The organism is Ligilactobacillus ubinensis (assembly GCF_024160875.1).
GTDB lineage: Bacteria > Bacillota > Bacilli > Lactobacillales > Lactobacillaceae > Ligilactobacillus > Ligilactobacillus ubinensis.
In genome coordinates this window covers 69,357-88,255 of sequence record NZ_JAIULA010000009.1, presented here as the reverse complement: position 1 = coordinate 88,255, position 18,899 = coordinate 69,357, and the positions used below count along the sequence as shown (strand labels likewise).

Annotated in this window: 27 protein-coding genes; 26 read left to right on the top strand and 1 reads right to left on the bottom strand. The window is 37.7% G+C overall.

From position 1 onward, the window contains the following. Positions 1 to 117 precede the first annotated feature (117 nt). Positions 118 to 3,780, top strand: a complete 3,663-nt coding sequence (rpoC, locus tag LB941_RS06085) for a DNA-directed RNA polymerase subunit beta' (protein ID WP_253360370.1) — start codon at positions 118 to 120, stop codon at positions 3,778 to 3,780. Between the two features lie 69 nt (positions 3,781 to 3,849). Here rpoC and LB941_RS12590 read toward each other — a convergent pair whose 3' ends face one another. Beyond that, the gene (locus LB941_RS12590; protein WP_425270506.1) at positions 3,850 to 4,542 is read right to left on the bottom strand and encodes a prepilin peptidase; all 693 of its coding nucleotides are present in this window, start codon (positions 4,540 to 4,542) and stop codon (positions 3,850 to 3,852) included. 300 nt (positions 4,543 to 4,842) lie between these two features. Between LB941_RS12590 and rpsL the strand changes: the two genes are divergently transcribed. The 25 genes from rpsL to secY all read left to right on the top strand — a co-directional run bounded on the left by rpsL (position 4,843) and on the right by secY (position 18,895). Further along, on the top strand, positions 4,843 to 5,256 hold the full coding sequence (gene rpsL / locus LB941_RS06080) for a 30S ribosomal protein S12 (protein ID WP_253360368.1): 414 nt from the start codon (positions 4,843 to 4,845) through the stop codon (positions 5,254 to 5,256). 57 nt (positions 5,257 to 5,313) lie between these two features. Beyond that, entirely contained in the window at positions 5,314 to 5,784 is a 471-nt protein-coding gene (gene rpsG, locus LB941_RS06075; RefSeq protein WP_253360365.1) for a 30S ribosomal protein S7, read from the top strand. A gap of 108 nt (positions 5,785 to 5,892) precedes the next feature. Beyond that, positions 5,893 to 7,986: an elongation factor G gene (gene fusA / locus LB941_RS06070; protein WP_253360363.1), complete on the top strand. Its 2,094-nt coding sequence runs from the start codon at positions 5,893 to 5,895 to the stop codon at positions 7,984 to 7,986. A 387-nt stretch (positions 7,987 to 8,373) separates the two neighbouring features. Then, a complete protein-coding gene (gene rpsJ, locus LB941_RS06065; protein ID WP_253360361.1) occupies positions 8,374 to 8,682 on the top strand; it encodes a 30S ribosomal protein S10 in 309 nt (102 codons plus the stop codon). Positions 8,683 to 8,714: 32 nt separating this feature from the next. Next, the gene (gene rplC, locus LB941_RS06060; protein ID WP_253360359.1) at positions 8,715 to 9,338 is read left to right on the top strand and encodes a 50S ribosomal protein L3; all 624 of its coding nucleotides are present in this window, start codon (positions 8,715 to 8,717) and stop codon (positions 9,336 to 9,338) included. 24 nt (positions 9,339 to 9,362) lie between these two features. Continuing rightward, a complete protein-coding gene (rplD, locus tag LB941_RS06055) occupies positions 9,363 to 9,986 on the top strand; it encodes a 50S ribosomal protein L4 (protein ID WP_253360357.1) in 624 nt (207 codons plus the stop codon). After that, on the top strand, positions 9,986 to 10,270 hold the full coding sequence (gene rplW / locus LB941_RS06050) for a 50S ribosomal protein L23 (protein ID WP_253360355.1): 285 nt from the start codon (positions 9,986 to 9,988) through the stop codon (positions 10,268 to 10,270). The genes rplD and rplW overlap by 1 nt, the downstream gene beginning before the upstream one ends. A 30-nt stretch (positions 10,271 to 10,300) precedes the next feature. Next, positions 10,301 to 11,131, top strand: a complete 831-nt coding sequence (gene rplB / locus LB941_RS06045; protein ID WP_253360353.1) for a 50S ribosomal protein L2 — start codon at positions 10,301 to 10,303, stop codon at positions 11,129 to 11,131. A gap of 57 nt (positions 11,132 to 11,188) precedes the next feature. After that, on the top strand, positions 11,189 to 11,473 hold the full coding sequence (gene rpsS / locus LB941_RS06040) for a 30S ribosomal protein S19 (RefSeq protein ID WP_253360351.1): 285 nt from the start codon (positions 11,189 to 11,191) through the stop codon (positions 11,471 to 11,473). Positions 11,474 to 11,488: 15 nt separating this feature from the next. Further along, positions 11,489 to 11,836 carry a 50S ribosomal protein L22 gene (gene rplV, locus LB941_RS06035; RefSeq protein ID WP_253360349.1) on the top strand — a complete coding sequence of 116 codons (348 nt, stop codon included), beginning with the start codon at positions 11,489 to 11,491 and terminating at the stop codon, positions 11,834 to 11,836. Positions 11,837 to 11,849: 13 nt separating this feature from the next. Next, positions 11,850 to 12,491 (top strand): 30S ribosomal protein S3, encoded by a 642-nt coding sequence (gene rpsC, locus LB941_RS06030; RefSeq protein ID WP_253360347.1) that lies wholly within the window; start codon positions 11,850 to 11,852, stop codon positions 12,489 to 12,491. Positions 12,492 to 12,508: 17 nt separating this feature from the next. Beyond that, positions 12,509 to 12,943, top strand: a complete 435-nt coding sequence (gene rplP, locus LB941_RS06025; protein ID WP_253360345.1) for a 50S ribosomal protein L16 — start codon at positions 12,509 to 12,511, stop codon at positions 12,941 to 12,943. Continuing rightward, the gene (gene rpmC / locus LB941_RS06020) at positions 12,933 to 13,163 is read left to right on the top strand and encodes a 50S ribosomal protein L29 (protein ID WP_253360343.1); all 231 of its coding nucleotides are present in this window, start codon (positions 12,933 to 12,935) and stop codon (positions 13,161 to 13,163) included. The genes rplP and rpmC overlap by 11 nt, the downstream gene beginning before the upstream one ends. A gap of 25 nt (positions 13,164 to 13,188) precedes the next feature. After that, positions 13,189 to 13,455, top strand: a complete 267-nt coding sequence (gene rpsQ / locus LB941_RS06015) for a 30S ribosomal protein S17 (protein WP_253360341.1) — start codon at positions 13,189 to 13,191, stop codon at positions 13,453 to 13,455. Between the two features lie 67 nt (positions 13,456 to 13,522). Then, positions 13,523 to 13,891 carry a 50S ribosomal protein L14 gene (gene rplN, locus LB941_RS06010; protein ID WP_004050293.1) on the top strand — a complete coding sequence of 123 codons (369 nt, stop codon included), beginning with the start codon at positions 13,523 to 13,525 and terminating at the stop codon, positions 13,889 to 13,891. Between the two features lie 35 nt (positions 13,892 to 13,926). Continuing rightward, positions 13,927 to 14,232 (top strand): 50S ribosomal protein L24, encoded by a 306-nt coding sequence (gene rplX / locus LB941_RS06005; protein WP_253360339.1) that lies wholly within the window; start codon positions 13,927 to 13,929, stop codon positions 14,230 to 14,232. A 28-nt stretch (positions 14,233 to 14,260) separates the two neighbouring features. Then, on the top strand, positions 14,261 to 14,803 hold the full coding sequence (gene rplE, locus LB941_RS06000) for a 50S ribosomal protein L5 (protein ID WP_253360337.1): 543 nt from the start codon (positions 14,261 to 14,263) through the stop codon (positions 14,801 to 14,803). Between the two features lie 15 nt (positions 14,804 to 14,818). After that, positions 14,819 to 15,004 (top strand): type Z 30S ribosomal protein S14, encoded by a 186-nt coding sequence (locus tag LB941_RS05995; protein WP_082174170.1) that lies wholly within the window; start codon positions 14,819 to 14,821, stop codon positions 15,002 to 15,004. Positions 15,005 to 15,039: 35 nt separating this feature from the next. Continuing rightward, complete coding sequence (gene rpsH, locus LB941_RS05990; protein WP_253360335.1) at positions 15,040 to 15,438, top strand: 30S ribosomal protein S8; 399 nt, start codon at positions 15,040 to 15,042, stop codon at positions 15,436 to 15,438. 31 nt (positions 15,439 to 15,469) lie between these two features. Next, positions 15,470 to 16,006: a 50S ribosomal protein L6 gene (gene rplF / locus LB941_RS05985; protein WP_253360333.1), complete on the top strand. Its 537-nt coding sequence runs from the start codon at positions 15,470 to 15,472 to the stop codon at positions 16,004 to 16,006. Between the two features lie 46 nt (positions 16,007 to 16,052). Beyond that, the gene (gene rplR / locus LB941_RS05980; RefSeq protein WP_253360331.1) at positions 16,053 to 16,409 is read left to right on the top strand and encodes a 50S ribosomal protein L18; all 357 of its coding nucleotides are present in this window, start codon (positions 16,053 to 16,055) and stop codon (positions 16,407 to 16,409) included. Positions 16,410 to 16,430: 21 nt separating this feature from the next. Continuing rightward, positions 16,431 to 16,931, top strand: a complete 501-nt coding sequence (gene rpsE / locus LB941_RS05975) for a 30S ribosomal protein S5 (RefSeq protein ID WP_253360329.1) — start codon at positions 16,431 to 16,433, stop codon at positions 16,929 to 16,931. 16 nt (positions 16,932 to 16,947) lie between these two features. Beyond that, positions 16,948 to 17,130 (top strand): 50S ribosomal protein L30, encoded by a 183-nt coding sequence (gene rpmD / locus LB941_RS05970; protein ID WP_253360326.1) that lies wholly within the window; start codon positions 16,948 to 16,950, stop codon positions 17,128 to 17,130. Between the two features lie 35 nt (positions 17,131 to 17,165). Continuing rightward, positions 17,166 to 17,600 carry a 50S ribosomal protein L15 gene (gene rplO / locus LB941_RS05965; protein WP_253360324.1) on the top strand — a complete coding sequence of 145 codons (435 nt, stop codon included), beginning with the start codon at positions 17,166 to 17,168 and terminating at the stop codon, positions 17,598 to 17,600. A gap of 2 nt (positions 17,601 to 17,602) precedes the next feature. Further along, positions 17,603 to 18,895, top strand: a complete 1,293-nt coding sequence (gene secY / locus LB941_RS05960) for a preprotein translocase subunit SecY (protein ID WP_253360322.1) — start codon at positions 17,603 to 17,605, stop codon at positions 18,893 to 18,895. Positions 18,896 to 18,899: the final 4 nt, after the last annotated feature.

Sequence of the window (18,899 nt, the reverse complement as noted above, 5' to 3'; positions counted from 1 at the left end):
AACAAAGTTTATGATTTAAGTAAGATTGAAAAGGCAACATCTAAGCCGGAAACAAAAATCGAAAATTAAATTAGACACTAAACGATAAGCGATTAATTCGAAAGGGAGGTCGGTCCTTTGATCGATGTCAATAAATTCGATAGTATGCAGATTGGATTAGCTTCATCAGATAAGATTCGCAGTTGGTCTTATGGTGAAGTTAGAAAACCAGAAACTATCAACTACCGTACGTTGAAACCAGAAAAAGATGGTTTATTTGATGAAAGAATTTTTGGGCCTACAAAAGATTGGGAATGTGCCTGTGGTAGGTACAAAAGAATACGTTATAAAGGTTTAATTTGTGATAAATGTCATGTCGAAGTTACACGTTCTAAGGTTCGTCGTGAACGTATGGCACATATCGAATTAGCTGCCCCAGTGACGCATATTTGGTACTTCAAGGGTATTCCTAGTCGTATGGGACTTGTTTTAGACATGAGCCCACGAGCTTTAGAAGAAGTTATTTACTTTGCTTCTTATGTAGTTACAGATCCTGGAGATACACCACTTGAAAAGAAACAGTTAATGACTGAGCGAGAATATCGTGAAAAGAGTGACGAGTATCCAGGTAAATTTAAAGCAGCAATGGGTGCTGAAGCTATTCGTACATTGTTAAATGATGTTGATTTAAACAAAGAATGCGAAGAACTTAAAGAAGAATTAAAAGAAGCAACCGGACAAAAAAGAACACGCGCGGTAAGACGCTTAGATATATTAGAGGCCTTTTTGAAGTCGGGTAATGATCCTGCTTGGATGGTTATGGATGCAGTCCCTGTTATTCCACCAGATTTACGGCCAATGGTTCAGCTTGAAGGCGGACGTTTTGCAACATCAGATTTGAATGACTTATATCGCCGAGTAATTAATCGTAATAATCGTTTACAACGATTATTAGATTTGCATGCCCCGGGGATTATTGTTCAAAACGAAAAGCGGATGTTGCAAGAAGCTGTTGATGCTTTGATTGATAATGGTCGTCGTGGTCGTCCTGTTGTTGGACCAGGTAATCGTCCGTTGAAATCTCTTTCGCATATGCTAAAGGGTAAGCAAGGCCGTTTCCGTCAAAACTTATTAGGTAAACGTGTTGATTATTCTGGACGTTCAGTTATTGATGTTGGGCCTAAATTAAAACTTAGCCAAATGGGTATTCCTCACGAAATGGCACTTGAATTGTTCAAGCCATTTATGATGAAAGAATTAGTTAAACGTGAAATGGCATCTAACATCAAGAATGCTAAACGTAAAATTGATCGTCGGGATGATGATATTTGGGATGTCTTAGAAGATGTTATTAAAGAACACCCAGTATTATTAAACCGTGCACCTACATTACACCGTTTAGGGATCCAAGCTTTTGAACCAACATTAGTTGATGGCAAAGCAATGCGGTTACATCCACTAGCCTGTGAAGCTTATAATGCTGACTTTGATGGCGATCAAATGGCTATCCACGTACCTTTATCAGCCGAAGCGCAAGCTGAAGCAAGGTTGCTAATGTTAGCAGCGCATCATATTTTGGCACCAAAAGACGGTAAACCAATCATTTCACCATCTCAAGATATGACAATTGGGAATTACTACATCACAATTGAAGAAGCAAATCGTGAAGGCGAAGGAATGATCTTCAAGGATGTAAATGAAGTAAGAACGGCCTATCAAAATAACTATGTTCATTTGCATACACGTATTGGGTTGCAAGTATCTTCTTTAGCTAAAGATGGCAAGCCGTTTACTGATTGGCAAAAGGATCGTATTTTAGTAACAACTGTTGGTAAGGCGGTATTTAATGAAATCCTACCAGATGACTTCCCTTATTTAAATGAGCCTACAAGTGCTAATTTAACAGGTAAAATACCGGATAAATATTTCTTGGAACCAGGTCAAGATATTCATGCTTATTTAGCTGAGACTCCATTAATTGGACCGTTTAAATCAAGTTTCTTATCAGATATCATTGCACAGGTTTATAAAGAATATAAGGTTACGGCCACAGCAGAATTGCTTGATCGTATGAAAGACTTAGGTTACTATGAATCAACTAAATCTGGCCTAACAGTTGGAATTGCTGATGTTACTGATTTGAAGGAAAAACCAGCGATTGTTGAGCAAGCTCATAAAGAAGTAGCCACTGTTGCTAAACAATTCCGTCGTGGCTTAATAACTGAAGACGAACGCTACAACAGGGTTATTGCAATTTGGAACAAAGCTAAAGATGATATTCAAGATAAATTAGTTGAAAATATGGATGCATCTAATCCTATTCAAATGATGAGTGATTCAGGTGCCCGTGGTAACATTTCGAACTTTACGCAGTTAGCGGGAATGCGTGGCTTGATGGCTGCTCCTAACGGTAAGACAATGGAATTACCAGTTATAGCTAACTTCCGTGAAGGCTTATCTGTGTTAGAGATGTTTATTTCAACACACGGTGCCCGTAAAGGTATGACGGATACAGCTTTGAAAACTGCCGATTCTGGATACTTAACCCGTCGTTTAGTTGATGTTGCGCAAGATGTTATTATCCGTGAAAAAGATTGTGGTACTGATCGTGGACTTGATGTTACAGCTATTCGTGAAGGTAATGAGATGATTGAACCGTTATATGATCGAATTTTAGGTCGGTATACAATGAAGACGGTAAAGAATCCAGAAACCGGTGAAGTAATTGTACCTATCAATACTATGATTGATGAAGAACATGCTAAGATGATTATTGATGCAGATGTGCAATTAGTTACAATTCGTTCTGCATTTACATGTAATACACGTCATGGTGTATGTGAACATTGTTATGGACGCAATATGGCTACAGGTGATGAAGTTGAAGTTGGTGAAGCTGTAGGTACTGTCGCAGCGCAGTCAATTGGTGAACCTGGTACTCAGTTAACAATGCGTACTTTCCATACTGGTGGGGTTGCCGGTGACGATATCACTCAAGGTCTTCCTCGTGTTCAAGAAATCTTTGAGGCACGTAATCCTAAAGGTCGTGCACAGATTACTGAAGTAACAGGGGTCATTGAGTCTATTGAGGAAAACCCAGCAGAAAGAACAAAAGAAATTACAGTTAAAGGTGAAACAGATACTAGGACATACAATTTACCATTTACTTCAGTTTTGAAAGTAAAAGAAGGTGATTCAGTCCATCGAGGTAATCCATTAACTGTAGGTTCAGTTGATCCTAAGGAATTAATTTTAGTTCGTGATGTATTATCAACTGAAAATTACATTTTACGTGAAGTGCAAAAAGTTTATCGTATGCAAGGGGTAGAAATCTCTGATAAACATATTGAAGTTATGGCACGTCAGATGTTACGAAAAGTTCGGGTTATGGATCCGGGTGATACTGATTTATTGCCAGGTACATTAATGGACATCAGTGATTTCAAAGATCGAAATACTGATACAGTAATTAAAGGGAATGTTCCTGCTACTGCACGCCCAGTTTTACTTGGAATAACTAAAGCATCATTGGAAACAAACAGTTTCTTATCAGCCGCATCATTCCAAGAAACAACACGTGTCTTAACAGATGCTGCTATTCGTGGTAAGAATGACCCATTGATTGGTTTGAAAGAAAATGTCATCATCGGGAAAATTATACCTGCAGGTACAGGAATGAAGAAATATCGTGATATTGAACCTGATGAAGTTGTTTCTGTTTCAAAAAGTGTGTATTCAATCTCAGATGTTGCAAAAACACTAAACATAAATGGAAATTTAACAACAAACGATAATAAATAAATACTAGAATTTTAAAATGCTCGCTACTGTTAGAAAAAAACTAACGATAGCGGGCATTTTGTATTTTTATCAGTGTATAAAGAATAGAACAAGAAAAAGAGAGATACCTATAAAAGGTAAAAATGCAATTGATTTTTGAAATTTACAAACAAAAAAGTAACAAAGAGCAAATAGACAACTAATGATAACTACAATTAACATAGGAATGAATCCGTAGATAAAACCAAGAAAAATTAGGAATATTGTATCGCCACTTCCTAGCATACGTAAAAAAGAAAGTAAAACTAGAATAGAACTGAAAAAAAGCATAAAAAGCAAATTTAAACGAAGAGTAATTAGTATCCTTTGAAAATTAAGAATACAAATTAGAAAGCCACCAGATATTAGAAAATAAGTAGGGACAGTTTTAGTAAAGAAATCGGTTAAGATAAGAAGTAAAGTCCAACAACAAAGTGCTAATAGTACAAAAGTTTTTTCAATAGGGTAAGTAGCACAAATAATAGTTAAGTAACCACTAAAGCACAGTTCAATGATTACACTTAGACAGGGGATTTTTGCATGACAATAAAAGCAATGTCCTTTTTGAATACAGTAGCCTAAAATGGGGATTAATTGCCAGAGTTTCAGGGACTTAAGACAATTATCACAACGTGAATGAGGTTGGATAATTGAAATGTTATGTTGGTAGCGATAGGCAAAACAACAAGCAAAAGAAGACCAAGTACTTCCTAGGATAAAAATCAAAAGATAGTAAACGAACATAAATTAAAAACCTCACTTTCTTACTATATAAATACGCTAGAAGAGTAGAATATTTTAATAAAATTACGCCTAAGAAAAATTTAAATGGGTATTGACTTTAATAGTTTATTTATGGTAGTCTGTTAAAGGTGCTTTATGTGAACAGTTCTCTTAATGTATAAGATTAAGAACGTGCTGGCTGTGAACAAGGTTAGCACAAATTTCAACGTACACGGGACGTTCTTTTTTTAAATCAAAAAAAGAAACTCCTGGATGTGTGTGCTTAATTTATTTTAGGAATAAGGAAGGAGGAAGCTTTAGATGCCAACAATCAACCAATTAGTTCGTAAGGGTCGTAAATCTAAAGGTTCAAAATCTAATGCCCCAGCTTTAAACTTTGGGTACAACAGTTTCAAGAAAGTGCAAACTAACAACTCTGCACCACAAAAACGTGGGGTTGCTACTCGTGTCGGTACAATGACACCTAAAAAGCCTAACTCAGCATTACGTAAGTATGCTCGTGTTCGTTTGTCAAACTTAATTGAAGTTACGGCTTATATCCCTGGTATTGGCCACAATTTACAAGAACATAGTGTTGTTCTTATTCGTGGTGGTCGTGTAAAAGATTTACCTGGGGTTCGTTATCATATCGTTCGTGGGGCATTGGATACAGCTGGTGTTGATGGCCGTATGCAAGGTCGTTCGAAGTATGGTACAAAGAGACCAAAAAAATAATTAAATAAAATAAAAATAATAAACGAAAGTAACTAGTATTTGAGGAGGTTATTTTAGATGCCAAGAAAAGGTGCCGCTGCAAAGCGCGAAGTACTCCCAGATCCAATTTATAACTCAAAATTGGTTACTCGCTTAATCAACCGTTTAATGTTAGACGGTAAGCGTGGGACTGCATCAAAAATTTTATATCAAGCATTCGATATCATTAAGGAACAAACAGGTAATGATCCCTTGGATGTATTTGAAGAAGCAATGAAGAACATTATGCCTGTTCTCGAAGTTAAGGCTCGTCGAGTTGGTGGTTCTAACTACCAAGTGCCAATCGAAGTTCGTCCAGATCGTCGAACAACTTTAGGATTACGTTGGTTAGTTAACTACTCTCGTTTACGTGGTGAACATACAATGCCAGAACGTTTGGCAAAGGAAATCATGGATGCTGCTAATAATACAGGTGCTTCTGTGAAAAAACGCGAAGATACACACAAGATGGCAGATGCCAACCGTGCTTTCGCTCACTATCGCTGGTAATTATTTCGAAAATGGCTATTATAAGATTGCTACAATCTATAGTAGTCATTTTTTTAGAGGAAATAATGTTATATAGGATTCGAATTTTGGAAGGAGAGAGATTCTCAAATGGCTAATAAACGTGAATTCCCATTGGAACAAACACGTAATATCGGGATTGTTGCGCATATTGATGCGGGTAAAACAACGACAACCGAACGTATTTTGTACTATACTGGTAAGATTCATAAAATTGGTGAAACACATGATGGTGCTTCACAAATGGACTGGATGGCTCAAGAACAAGAACGTGGGATTACAATTACTTCTGCTGCTACAACGGCAGAATGGAAAAAACACCGTATCAACATTATCGATACTCCAGGACACGTTGATTTTACTGTAGAAGTAGAACGTTCATTACGTGTTTTAGATGGTGCTGTAGTTGTTTTGGATGCACAATCAGGTGTTGAACCACAAACAGAAAATGTTTGGCGTCAAGCTACAACATATGGTGTTCCCCGTATAGTATTTATTAATAAGATGGATAAAATTGGAGCAAACTTTGATTATTCAGTAAGTACAATCAAAGATCGCCTACAAGCAAATCCATTACCTGTTCAAATGCCAATTGGTGCTGAAGATGATTTTGAAGGTGTAATTGACCTTATCGAAATGAAAGCCGATTTATACGATGAAGATGAACTAGGCTCAAAATGGGATACAGTAGATGTTCCTGAAGAATATAAAGCCGACGCAGAAGCTCGTCGTGACGAAATGGTTGAAGCTTTAGCTGATATCGATGAAGGTATTATGGAAAAATACCTTGAAGGCGAAGAAATTAGTAACGATGAAATTCGTCAAGCAATTCGTCGTGCAACTTTGAACTTAGAAGTATATCCTGTTTTTGCAGGTTCTGCCTTTAAGAATAAAGGTGTGCAAATGATGCTTGATGGTGTTAATGATTATTTGCCATCACCATTGGATGTTAAGGCTTATAAAGCTACAAATCCTGATACAGAAGAAGAAATTGAATTAATTGCTGATGATGACAAACCATTTGCTGGATTAGCATTTAAGATTGCAACAGACCCATTTGTTGGACGTTTAACATTCTTCCGTGTTTATACAGGTACACTAGAAGCTGGTTCATACATTTTAAATGCAACAAAGGGCAAACGTGAACGTGTTGGTCGTTTATTGCAAATGCATTCGAACCACCGGACAGAAATTCCTGAAGTATTTTCAGGTGATATTGCTGCTGCTATTGGTTTGAAGAATACAACAACAGGTGACTCTTTAACAGATCCTAAGAACCCATTGATTCTTGAATCCATGGAATTCCCTGACCCAGTTATTCAAGTTTCTGTTGAACCTAAATCAAAAGCAGATCAAGATAAGATGGATGTTGCTTTGCAAAAACTTGCAGAAGAAGATCCAACATTTAGAGCTGAGACAAATCCAGAAACAGGCGAAACATTAATTGCTGGTATGGGTGAGTTACACTTAGATATTATCGTTGATCGTATGCGTCGTGAATTCAACGTTGAAGCTACTGTTGGTGCACCACAAGTTGCTTATCGTGAAACATTTACAAAACAAGTGTCTACACAAGGTAAGTTTGTACGTCAATCTGGTGGTAAGGGTCAATATGGTGATGTTTGGGTTGAATTTACACCAAATGAAGAAGGTAAAGGCTTCGAATTCGAAGATGCAATTGTTGGTGGTGTTGTTCCTCGTGAATACATTCCATCAGTTGAACAAGGTTTGAAGGAAGCTATGCAAAACGGTGTCTTAGCTGGTTACCCATTAATTGACGTTAAAGCTAAGTTATACGATGGTAGTTACCATGATGTCGATTCAAGTGAAGCTGCCTTTAAAGTTGCTGCTTCGATTGCATTACGTAATGCAGCTTCTAAAGCAGGTGCTGTAATTCTTGAACCAATCATGAAAGTTGAAATTATTGCTCCTGAAGATAATTTAGGTGATGTAATGGGACATGTAACAGCTCGTCGTGGTCGTGTTGAAGGTATGGAAGCTCGTGGTAATTCACAAGTTGTTAATGCCTTTGTGCCATTAGCTGAAATGTTTGGTTATGCTACAACATTACGTTCTGCTACCCAAGGACGTGGTACATTTACTATGACAATGGATCATTACGAACCAGTTCCTAAGTCAATCCAAGAAGAGATTATTAAGAAAAATGGCGGTAACGCTAAATAATAATCTTTAAAGTATAAAAAGATTTTTGAGATGCTCCTCTATATGGGGGGCATCTTTTTATCTTCAAGGTATTGAGTGCCTAACATTTAGTCAAAATAATTCATTGAAGTAATCTCCAAGTTATAATGTTAAATTAAGCTAATTAATCAATTTCTGACCTGTTCTAATTCTTTAATAACAATATGAATAAAAAAGCTTGCATTCGTTCTTATATTGTAATATTATAGAAAGGTACTTGTGCAAGAGATGAAGCAAGTACTGTTGTCAAACATTTTAAATGAGCTATGATGTGGAAGGTTGCGACACACCCGGATGCTTTGCCACGGGCGTACCGGTAATTTCTACGGAGCTAGTCTTATTTTTAAAATAGACGAAGGAGGGAATACAATGGCAAAACAAAAAATTCGTATTCGTTTGAAGGCATACGAACATCGCATTTTAGATCAATCTGCTGACAAGATTGTTGAAACTGCAAAGAGAACAGGTGCACAAATTTCTGGTCCAATTCCATTACCTACGGAGCGGGCATTATATACAGTTATTCGTTCACCACATAAATATAAAGATTCTCGTGAGCAATTCGAAATGCGTACACATAAGCGTTTAATCGATATTGTTAATCCAACACCAAAAACAGTTGATTCATTGATGAAACTTGACTTACCATCTGGTGTAGATATCGAAATCAAATTATAATTACAAAAATCAAATTAATTGGAGGTGTACTCATGACCACTAAAGGAATCTTAGGAAAAAAAGTAGGGATGACACAAGTTTTTACTAAAAATGGAGAATTAGTGCCTGTAACTGTTGTTGAAGTTGGCAAGAACGTCGTACTTCAAGTTAAAACAGTTGAAAATGACGGCTATGAAGCTGTTCAACTAGGCTTTGATGATCTTCGTGAAGTGTTATCAAATAAACCTGCTAAAGGTCATGCAGCAAAAGCAAAAACTGCTCCTAAGCGCTTCGTTCGTGAAATCCGCGATGTAGAGCTTGGAGAATATAAGGTCGGTGACGAAGTAGAAGCTGGCTTGTTTGAAATTGGCGACATCGTTGATGTTACAGGTACGTCTAAAGGACATGGTTTCCAAGGATCGATTAAGTTCCATAATCAATCACGCGGTCCTATGGCTCACGGTTCACGTTACCATCGTCGCCCAGGTTCAATGGGTGTTATTATTAACCGTGTTATGAAAGGTAAGCTATTACCTGGACGTATGGGTGGCAATAGAGTGACAATCCAAAACTTGGAAATTGTTAAAGCTGATACAGAAAATGGCGTTCTTTTAATTAAGGGTAATGTCCCAGGGGCAAATAAATCTTTAGTTGTAGTTAAAAGCGCAGTTAAATAATTAGAGGAAGGGAGGAAAACAAACATGCCAACAGTTACATTATTTAAACAAGATGGTACTAAAAACGGTGAAGTTGCATTGAACGATACAGTTTTTGGTATCGAACCAAATAACAATGTTGTTTTTGATGCAGTGCTTATGCAACGTGCTTCATTGCGTCAAGGAACACATGCAGTGAAAAACCGTAGTGCTGTGCGTGGTGGTGGTAAGAAACCATGGCGTCAAAAGGGTACAGGCCGTGCTCGTCAGGGTTCTATCCGTTCACCACAATGGGTTGGTGGTGGTACCGTATTTGGTCCAACACCTCGTTCATATGCATACAAGCTTCCACGCAAAGTTCGTCGTTTAGCTATTAAATCAGTCCTTTCTCAAAAGGTTGTAGATGATAGTTTAGTAGTTCTTGATACTTTGAAATTTGAAGCACCAAAAACAAAAGATTTTGCTGAAGTATTAAGTAAATTAGATGTTAAATCAAAAGTTTTAGTAGTTCTTGAAGATGACAATAAAATAGCTGCATTAGCTGGACGTAACCTAGTTAACGTAACAGTTATCCCAGCTAAAGGCTTGAACGTTTTAGATGTAGTTAATAACGATAAGTTAGTCATCACTCAAGGAGCTCTTTCTCAAGTAGAGGAGGTTCTTGCATAATGGAAACACGCGATATTATATTACGTCCAGTCGTCACAGAAGCTTCTATGGCTGATATGGATAATAAACGTTATACATTTGATGTTGATACACGCGCAACTAAACCACAAATCAAAGTAGCTATTGAAGATGTCTTTGGTGTAAAGGTTGCTAAGTTAAACGTTATTAATGTTAAAGGCAAAAAGAAACGTATGGGCCGTTACGAAGGCTACACAAAGAAGCGTCGTAAAGCAATCGTTACTTTAACTGCTGAATCAAAAGAAATTAAGTTATTCGAAGACTAATCGAAAATTTTTTAACAGGAGGGAAACATAGTGGGAATCAAGAAATTCAAACCAACCTCTAATGGTCGTCGTAACATGACTGGTTCCGATTTTGCAGAAATCACAAAGACAACACCAGAAAAGTCTTTGATTGTTTCATTAAACAAAACTGCAGGTCGTAACTCATATGGTCATATTACTGTTCGTCACCGTGGTGGTGGTCATAAACGTCAATATCGTTTGATTGACTTCAAACGTATTAAAGATGATGTTCCTGCAATAGTTAAGGCAATCGAATATGATCCAAACCGTTCAGCTAATATCGCTTTAGTGGTTTATGCTGATGGTGTTAAGTCATATATCCTTGCACCTAAGGGCCTTAAAGTAGGTCAAGAAATCCAATCTGGCAAGGAAGCTGATATTAAGGTAGGTAATACACTTGCATTAGCCGATATTCCGGTTGGTACAGTTATCCATAACATTGAATTAAAACCTGGTAAGGGTGGCCAATTAGTTCGTTCTGCTGGTACATCAGCACAACTACTTGGTAAAGAAGATAAATATGCTATTGTTCGTTTAACTTCTGGTGAAACACGTATGATTCTTGTAACATGTCGTGCAACAATCGGAGCTGTTGGTAATGAACAACATGAATTGATCAACATTGGTAAAGCCGGACGTTCACGTTGGGCTGGCAAACGTCCACAATCACGTGGATCTGTAATGAACCCTAATGATCACCCACATGGTGGTGGTGAAGGTAAAGCACCAGTTGGTCGTCCATCTCCTATGTCACCATGGGGTAAGAAGACTGCAGGTCTTAAGACTCGTTCTAAGAAGGCTAAGTCAAATAAATTTATCATCCGCAAACGTAAAAAATAAGCACTTAAAGTTTATTGTATAGTGTTTTATCTTGTAATCCGAGAGGAGGATACTCAGTTGAGTCGTAGTTTGAAAAAAGGACCTTTTGTCGATGAACATTTGATGAAAAAGGTCGAAGCACAAGCTGATAGAGAAAAAAAGTCAGTTATTAAGACGTGGTCACGTCGTTCAACAATTTTCCCTAGCTTCATTGGTTACACAATCGCTGTTTATGATGGACGGAAACATGTTCCAGTTTATATTCAAGAGGATATGGTGGGTCATAAGTTAGGTGAATTTGCACCAACACGTACTTTCCATGGTCATGTATCAGACGATAAGAAAACAGACGTAAGAAAATAATAGGGAGGAAATCACATGGCTGAACAAGTTACATCAGCAAAGGCAACTGCTAAAACAGTTCGAATCCCTGCACGTAAAGCGCGTCTAGTGATCGACCTTATTCGTGGTAAAAAAGTTGCTGATGCATTGGGCATTTTGAAGTTTACACCACGTTCTGGTGCCCAATTAATCGAAAAAGTTTTAAAATCTGCTGTTGCTAATGCAGAAAATAATTTTGACTTAGATGTTGAAGATTTATATATTAGCGAAGCTTTCGTGAACGAAGGACCAACGTTGAAACGTTTCCGTCCACGTGCCAAAGGTTCTGCTTCTCCAATCAACAAACGTACAAGTCATATCACAGTAGTTGTATCTGTAAAATAAGGAGGGATAACGCGTGGGTCAAAAAGTAAATCCAACTGGATTACGTGTCGGAATCATTCGTGACTGGGATGCAAAATGGTATGCAGAAAAAGATTTTGCTTCTAATTTACATGAAGATTTACACATCCGTAAATACATTGAAACAAAATTAGCCGACGCTGCTGTTTCTACCGTTGAAATTGAGCGTGCTGCAAAGCGTGTTAATGTTTCAATCCATACTGCAAAACCTGGTATGGTTATCGGTAAAGGCGGTTCTGAAGTAGAAAAACTGCGTAAAGAATTAAACAATTTAACAGGTAAAAGAGTTCACATTAATATTGTGGAAATTAAAAAACCTGATTTAGAAGCTAAATTGGTTGGCGAAAGCATTGCTCAACAATTGGAAAACCGTGTTGCTTTCCGTCGTGCAATGAAACAAGCTATTCAACGTACAATGCGTTCTGGTGCAAAAGGTATTAAAGTTCAAGTTGCTGGTCGTTTAAATGGGGCAGATATGTCACGTGTTGAACGATTCTCAGAAGGAACAGTTCCTTTGCATACATTACGTGCAGATATTGATTATGCATGGGTTGAAGCTACAACTACATATGGTAAATTAGGCGTAAAAGTCTGGATTTATCGTGGTGAAGTTTTGCCTACAAAAAAAGAAAAATAGAAGGAGGGAAATAACCTATGTTAGTACCAAAACGTACAAAGCATCGCCGCGAATTTCGTGGTAAGATGCGTGGTGAAGCTAAAGGTGGCAAAGAAGTTACTTTTGGTAAATTCGGTTTACAAGCTGTTGATTCACATTGGATCACAAACCGTCAAATTGAAGCTGCTCGTATCGCGATGACTCGTTATATGAAACGTGGTGGGAAAGTTTGGATCAAGATTTTCCCTCATAAGTCATACACAGCAAAAGCTATTGGTGTTCGTATGGGTTCTGGGAAAGGTGCTCCAGAAGGTTGGGTAGCTCCTGTAAAGCGTGGTAAAATTCTTTTTGAAATTGATGATGTTTCTGAAGAAGTAGCACGTGAAGCTTTACGTTTAGCTTCCCACAAGCTCCCAATTAAGACTAAGTTTGTAAAACGCGAGGAAGTAGGTGGCGAATCAAATGAAGGCTAATGAAATTCTCGAAAAGAAAGATAAGCAATTCAGAGAAGAAGTTAAGACTTTAAGTTCTACTGAATTGATTGATTTAGAAAAACAATTCAAAGAAGAATTATTCAACCTACGCTTCCAATTAGCTACCGGTCAATTAGAAAATACCGCACGCTTAAGTAAAGTACGGAAGAATATTGCGCGCATTAAAACAGCGTTGCGTCAAGCAGAATTGAACAAATAGAATACGAAAAGGAGGCTAACCACGAATGAGTGAAGGTCGTAACCAACGCAAAGTCTACCAAGGACGTGTCGTTTCTGACAAGATGGATAAAACTATTACAGTTGTTGTTGAAACTTATAAAAATCATAAAGCTTACGGCAAACGTGTTAGATATTCCAAGAAATTCAAAGCACATGATGAAAATAATGAAGCAAAAACTGGCGACATCGTAAAAATCATGGAAACTCGCCCATTGTCAGCTACAAAGCGTTTCCGTTTATTAGAAATCGTTGAAAAAGCAGTCATTATTTAGTAAATATAGATAGTGTAATTGCAGTTGATTCGTATTCATATCTAATAGCGAAAGGAGGACACATACCGTGATCCAACAAGAAAGTCGTTTAAAAGTCGCTGATAACTCTGGGGCCCGTGAAATCTTAGTTATTAAGATTTTAGGTGGTTCTCGTGTGAAAACAGCTAATATCGGTGATATTATTGTTGCTACTGTTAAACAAGCAACACCAGGTGGCGTTGTCAAAAAGGGTGACGTTGTTAAGGCTGTTGTTGTTCGTACAAAATCTGGTGCACATCGTGCAGATGGTTCTTACATCAAATTTGATGAAAATGCTGCTGTTATCATTGGTGACGACAAATCACCAAAAGGTACACGTATCTTCGGACCAGTTGCTCGCGAATTGCGTGACGGAAACTTTATGAAAATTGTTTCCCTAGCACCTGAAGTATTATAGTAACCATCTATCTGGCAAGGAGGTGCACAAAAAGAATGTTCGTTAAAAAGAATGATAAAGTTAAAGTGATCGCTGGTAAAGATAAAGGCAAGGAAGGAACTGTTGAAAAAGTCTTCCCAACTAAAGATCGTGTGATCGTAAAAGGTGTTAACATCATTAAGAAACATCAAAAACCTACAAATGCAAATCCTAACGGTGGCATTGTTGAAATTGAAGCACCAATTCATGTTTCGAATGTGATGCTCATTGATCCTTCTAACGACGAAGCAACTCGTGTTGGCTTCAAGGTAGAAGATGGTAAGAAAGTCCGTGTTTCTAAAAAATCCGGTAAAACACTTTAATAGTTAAGGAAAGGAGGATACTTTCTTCATGGTTAACCGTTTAAAAGCAAAATATGAAAATGAAATTGTCCCATCAATGATGGAAAAATTTAACTACACATCAATCATGCAAGCACCAAAAGTTGAAAAGATTGTTCTCAACATGGGTGTTGGTGATGCTGTAAGTAACGCTAAAAATTTAGATGAAGCAGTGGAAGAATTAACACTAATCGCTGGTCAAAAACCAGTTGTTACACGTGCTAAAAAATCTATCGCTAGTTTCCGTTTACGTGAAGGCATGGCAATTGGTGCCAAGGTTACTTTACGTGGCCAACGTATGTATGAATTTTTAGATAAGTTAGTTTCAGTATCATTGCCACGTGTCCGTGATTTTCACGGTGTAAGCAAGCGCGCTTTCGATGGCCGTGGTAACTATACATTAGGTGTGAAGGAACAATTAATCTTTCCTGAAATTGATTTTGATGACGTTAATAAGGTTCGTGGATTAGATATCGTTGTTGTTACAACTGCTAAATCTGATGAAGAATCTCGTGAATTATTAACACAACTTGGTATGCCATTCGCTAAATAAAGGGGGCTTATAACATTGGCTAAGAAATCACAAATTGCAAAGAATAAACGTCCAGCTAAGTTTTCAACACAAGAATATTCACGTTGTGAACGCTGTGGTCGTCCACATTCTGTATATCGTAAGTTTAAGTTATGCCGTGTTTGCCTGAGAGATCTTGCTCATAAGGGTCAAATCCCTGGTATGAAGAAAGCTAGCTGGTAAACCATAAAAGACAGGACAAAGGAGGCAAACAAAACATGGTCATGACTGATCCAATTGCAGACTTCTTGACACGTATTCGTAATGCTAACATGGCAAAACACGAATCTCTAGAAGTACCTGCTTCAAAAATCAAACGTGACATCGCTGAAATTCTTAAGAATGAAGGTTTCATTCGCGATGTTGAATACATTGATGATGACAAACAAGGCGTTATTCGTGTATTTTTGAAATATGGTAAAGATAACGAACGTGTAATTTCTGGTATTCGTCGTATTTCAAAACCAGGATTACGCTCATATGTTAAAGCTGATGCAGTTCCTAAAGTTTTAAATGGTTTAGGTATTGCTATCGTATCAACATCAGAAGGTGTTGTAACGGACAAAGAAGCTCGCGCTAAAAAAATTGGTGGCGAAGTTTTAGCTTACGTTTGGTAATATAAATAAACCATAAGGAGGTGTCTATCCAGTGAGTCGTATTGGTTATAAAAAAGTTGATGTCCCTACAGGTGTTGAATTTAAAAAAGATGGTAACACAGTTACTGTTAAAGGACCTAAAGGCGAATTAACTCGTGAATTTTCTGATAAAATTGAAATGAATGTCGATGGTAATGAAGTTACTTTTGAACGTTCAGCAGAAGACAGTAAAACTAAAGCTTTACATGGAACAACAAGAGCTAACTTCCATAATATGGTTGTTGGTGTTACAGAAGGTTTCAAAAAAGAACTTGAACTTCGTGGTGTTGGTTATCGTGCACAAATGAAGGGGACAACTTTAGTATTAAATGTTGGTTACTCTCATCCTGTTGAATTTGAAAAAACAGAAGGTATTGAATTTGCAACTCCATCTGCAACGCAGGTTGTTGTATCTGGAATCGACAAGGAAATTGTTGGCGATGTAGCTGCCCGTGTTCGAGCAACTCGTGCTCCAGAACCTTACAAAGGCAAAGGAATTCGCTATGTTGGTGAATATGTTCGCCGTAAAGAAGGTAAAACTGGTAAATAATAAAGCAGCATGATTGCTGTTCAAATAAATCTAAGAGGTGAAAATAGTGATTTCTAAACCAGATAAAAATAAGACACGTCAAAAACGTCATACACGTGTCCGTGGAAAAATCTCTGGTACTGCTGGGTGCCCACGCTTAAATGTTTATCGTTCAAACAAAAACATCTACGCTCAAGTAATTGATGACGTAGCGGGTGTCACGCTAGTTAGTGCCTCTACTTTAGACAGTGAAGTTAGTGGCAACAACAAAACGGAGCAAGCTGCTTCAGTTGGTGCTGTTGTTGCAAAACGTGCTGTTGCTAAAGATATCACAGAAGTTGTATTTGATCGTGGCGGATATTTATATCATGGACGTGTGCAAGCTTTAGCTGAATCTGCACGCGAAAATGGCTTAGACTTTTAGGAAAGGGAGGAAATAACGATAATGGCTTTTATTGATCCAGCTCAATTAGAATTAGAAGATCGTGTTGTAGCGATCAACCGCATTACAAAAGTTGTTAAAGGTGGACGTCGTCTACGTTTCGCTGCTTTGGTTATTGTTGGTGATCACAATGGCCACGTAGGTTTTGGAACAGGTAAGGCACAAGAAGTTCCTGAAGCTATTCGTAAGGCTGTTGAAGCTGCTCGTAAGAACTTAGTCGAGGTTCCTATGGTCGGAACGACACTTCCTCATGAAGTTATCGGTCAGTACAGTGGTAGTCGTATCATGTTAAAACCAGCTATTGCCGGTTCTGGGGTTGCTGCTGGTGGTGCAGTGCGTGCCGTCATGGAACTTGCAGGTGTTAGTGATGTAACAAGTAAATCATTAGGTTCAAACACACCAATCAATGTTGTTCGTGCTACAATGGATGGTTTATTAAACATGAAGAGTGCTGAGACAGTTGCTGCATTGCGCGGTGTATCTGTACAACACTTAGCTGAATAAGGAGGACATAATACACATGGCTAACTTAAAAGTTACTTTAGTTCGTTCTGTCATTGGACGTCCTCAAAACCAACGCGAAATTGTTAAAGGTTTAGGCCTTGGACGTATAAATAGTTCCGTTGTTGTTCCTGACAATGCAGCTATGCGTGGCGTGATTAGAAAAATCAATCATTTAGTGGACGTTGAATTGGCTAAATAGTCAATATTTAGTTATATAAGGAGGTGCCAACCCTAATGAAATTACATGAATTACAACCTGCAGAAGGTTCACGACATGTACGCAATCGCGTAGGTCGTGGTACTTCATCCGGTAATGGTAAAACAGCAGGTCGTGGTCAAAAAGGTCAAAAAGCTCGTAGTAAAGTACGTATAGGTTTTGAAGGTGGACAAATGCCATTGTTCCGTCGTATGCCTAAACGTGGTTTTAAGAACATTAACCGTAAAGACTACGCTATTATAAATTTAGAAACATTAAACAAGTTTGAAGACGGTGCAGAAGTAACATCAGCTTTATTGGTGGAATCTGGCCTTGTCAAAGACGAAAAAGATGGTATTAAAGTTTTAGGTAATGGTGAATTGAACAAGAAATTAACTGTTAAAGCTAATAAGTTCTCTGCATCTGCTAAAACAGCTATCGAAGCAGCAGGCGGTCAAGCTGAGGTGATTTAAGTATGCTTAAAACAATGAAGAATGCCTTTGCTGTAAAAGAGATTCGAAATAAAATCTTATTTACCTTAGGTGTCCTGATTGTATTTCGCTTAGGCACTTATATCACAGTCCCTGGGATCAACGCTAAAGCTTTATCAAGCGTTGCGTCTTCAGGGTTAATTAGTATCTTAAACACTTTTAGTGGTGGCGGCTTGACTAATTATTCAATTCTCGCTATGGGAGTTTCACCATATATTACTGCACAAATTGTGGTTCAATTGTTACAAATGGATATTGTGCCACGATTTGTTGAATGGAGTAAGCAGGGAGAAGTTGGACGTCGCAAGTTAAACCAAGTGACTAGATACTTAACAATTGTGCTAGCGTTTGTACAATCAATAGGAATTACAGCTGGGTTTAATGCTTTAAGTAGCTTGAATCTAGTGAATGATCCGGGTGTTAAAACATATGTTAGTATTGGGATTATTTTGACAGGTGGTACAATGTTTACTACCTGGCTAGGTGATATGATAACAGAACGCGGATTAGGAAATGGTGTATCAATGATCATTATGGCGGGTATTTTAGCTCGTATTCCAACAGGAATTTATCAAATATACACTGATGAATTTGATAGTTATTCTAATCTGTGGCAACCAATCTTGTATATGGTTATTCTTTTATTAGCTATTTTGCTTATTATTACATTTGTAACTTATGTACAACAAGCTAACTATAAGATACCGATTCAATATACAAGAAGACTTGCTGGAGCATCGGAAAGCTCGTATCTACCATTGAAGGTTAATGTAGCTGGTGTTATTCCTGTTATCTTTGCTAGTTCATTTATAGCAACGCCGCAAACAATATTACTTGCGTTTACTTCCAACTATTCAACGACAACATGGTATAAAGTTTTGTCTAACCTGTTTAGTACTTCAACAGCGTCGGGGATGACCTTATATACTGTTTTAATAGTTTTATTTACATTTTTCTATGCATTTGTGCAAGTTAATCCAGAGAAATTATCTGAGAATTTGCAAAAACAAGGTAGCTACATACCTTCAGTTTGGCCTGGACTAGAAACGCAAAAGTATGTTTCTCGTCTATTGGTTCGTTTGAGTTCAGTCGGTTCTATCTTCTTAGGCTTGGTTTCATTGATACCTTTAGTTGCTTCTGCAATTTGGGGCTTAGATGAATCAATCGGTTTAGGTGGGACAAGCTTATTGATTGTTGTAGGTGTAACCCTTGAGACAATGCGTCAATTAGAAGGAATGATGATGAAGCGGGAATATGTTGGTTTTATTCGTGAATAATTGA

Bases quoted from the DNA above. Each gene is read 5' to 3' on its own strand.
- rplD (WP_253360357.1), top strand. From the start codon at position 9,363: ATGCCAACAGTTACATTATTTAAACAAGATGGTACTAAAAACGGTGAA.
- LB941_RS12590 (WP_425270506.1), bottom strand. From the start codon at position 4,542: ATGTTCGTTTACTATCTTTTGATTTTTATCCTAGGAAGTACTTGGTCT.
- rpsH (WP_253360335.1), top strand. From the start codon at position 15,040: ATGGTCATGACTGATCCAATTGCAGACTTCTTGACACGTATTCGTAAT.
- rplO (WP_253360324.1), top strand. From the start codon at position 17,166: ATGAAATTACATGAATTACAACCTGCAGAAGGTTCACGACATGTACGC.
- rpsJ (WP_253360361.1), top strand. From the start codon at position 8,374: ATGGCAAAACAAAAAATTCGTATTCGTTTGAAGGCATACGAACATCGC.
- rplE (WP_253360337.1), top strand. From the start codon at position 14,261: ATGGTTAACCGTTTAAAAGCAAAATATGAAAATGAAATTGTCCCATCA.
- rplC (WP_253360359.1), top strand. From the start codon at position 8,715: ATGACCACTAAAGGAATCTTAGGAAAAAAAGTAGGGATGACACAAGTT.
- rpmD (WP_253360326.1), top strand. From the start codon at position 16,948: ATGGCTAACTTAAAAGTTACTTTAGTTCGTTCTGTCATTGGACGTCCT.
- rpsG (WP_253360365.1), top strand. From the start codon at position 5,314: ATGCCAAGAAAAGGTGCCGCTGCAAAGCGCGAAGTACTCCCAGATCCA.
- fusA (WP_253360363.1), top strand. From the start codon at position 5,893: ATGGCTAATAAACGTGAATTCCCATTGGAACAAACACGTAATATCGGG.
- rpsL (WP_253360368.1), top strand. From the start codon at position 4,843: ATGCCAACAATCAACCAATTAGTTCGTAAGGGTCGTAAATCTAAAGGT.
- rplW (WP_253360355.1), top strand. From the start codon at position 9,986: ATGGAAACACGCGATATTATATTACGTCCAGTCGTCACAGAAGCTTCT.
- rplX (WP_253360339.1), top strand. From the start codon at position 13,927: ATGTTCGTTAAAAAGAATGATAAAGTTAAAGTGATCGCTGGTAAAGAT.
- rplP (WP_253360345.1), top strand. From the start codon at position 12,509: ATGTTAGTACCAAAACGTACAAAGCATCGCCGCGAATTTCGTGGTAAG.
- rpsE (WP_253360329.1), top strand. From the start codon at position 16,431: ATGGCTTTTATTGATCCAGCTCAATTAGAATTAGAAGATCGTGTTGTA.
- secY (WP_253360322.1), top strand. From the start codon at position 17,603: ATGCTTAAAACAATGAAGAATGCCTTTGCTGTAAAAGAGATTCGAAAT.
- rpmC (WP_253360343.1), top strand. From the start codon at position 12,933: ATGAAGGCTAATGAAATTCTCGAAAAGAAAGATAAGCAATTCAGAGAA.
- rplV (WP_253360349.1), top strand. From the start codon at position 11,489: ATGGCTGAACAAGTTACATCAGCAAAGGCAACTGCTAAAACAGTTCGA.
- rpsQ (WP_253360341.1), top strand. From the start codon at position 13,189: ATGAGTGAAGGTCGTAACCAACGCAAAGTCTACCAAGGACGTGTCGTT.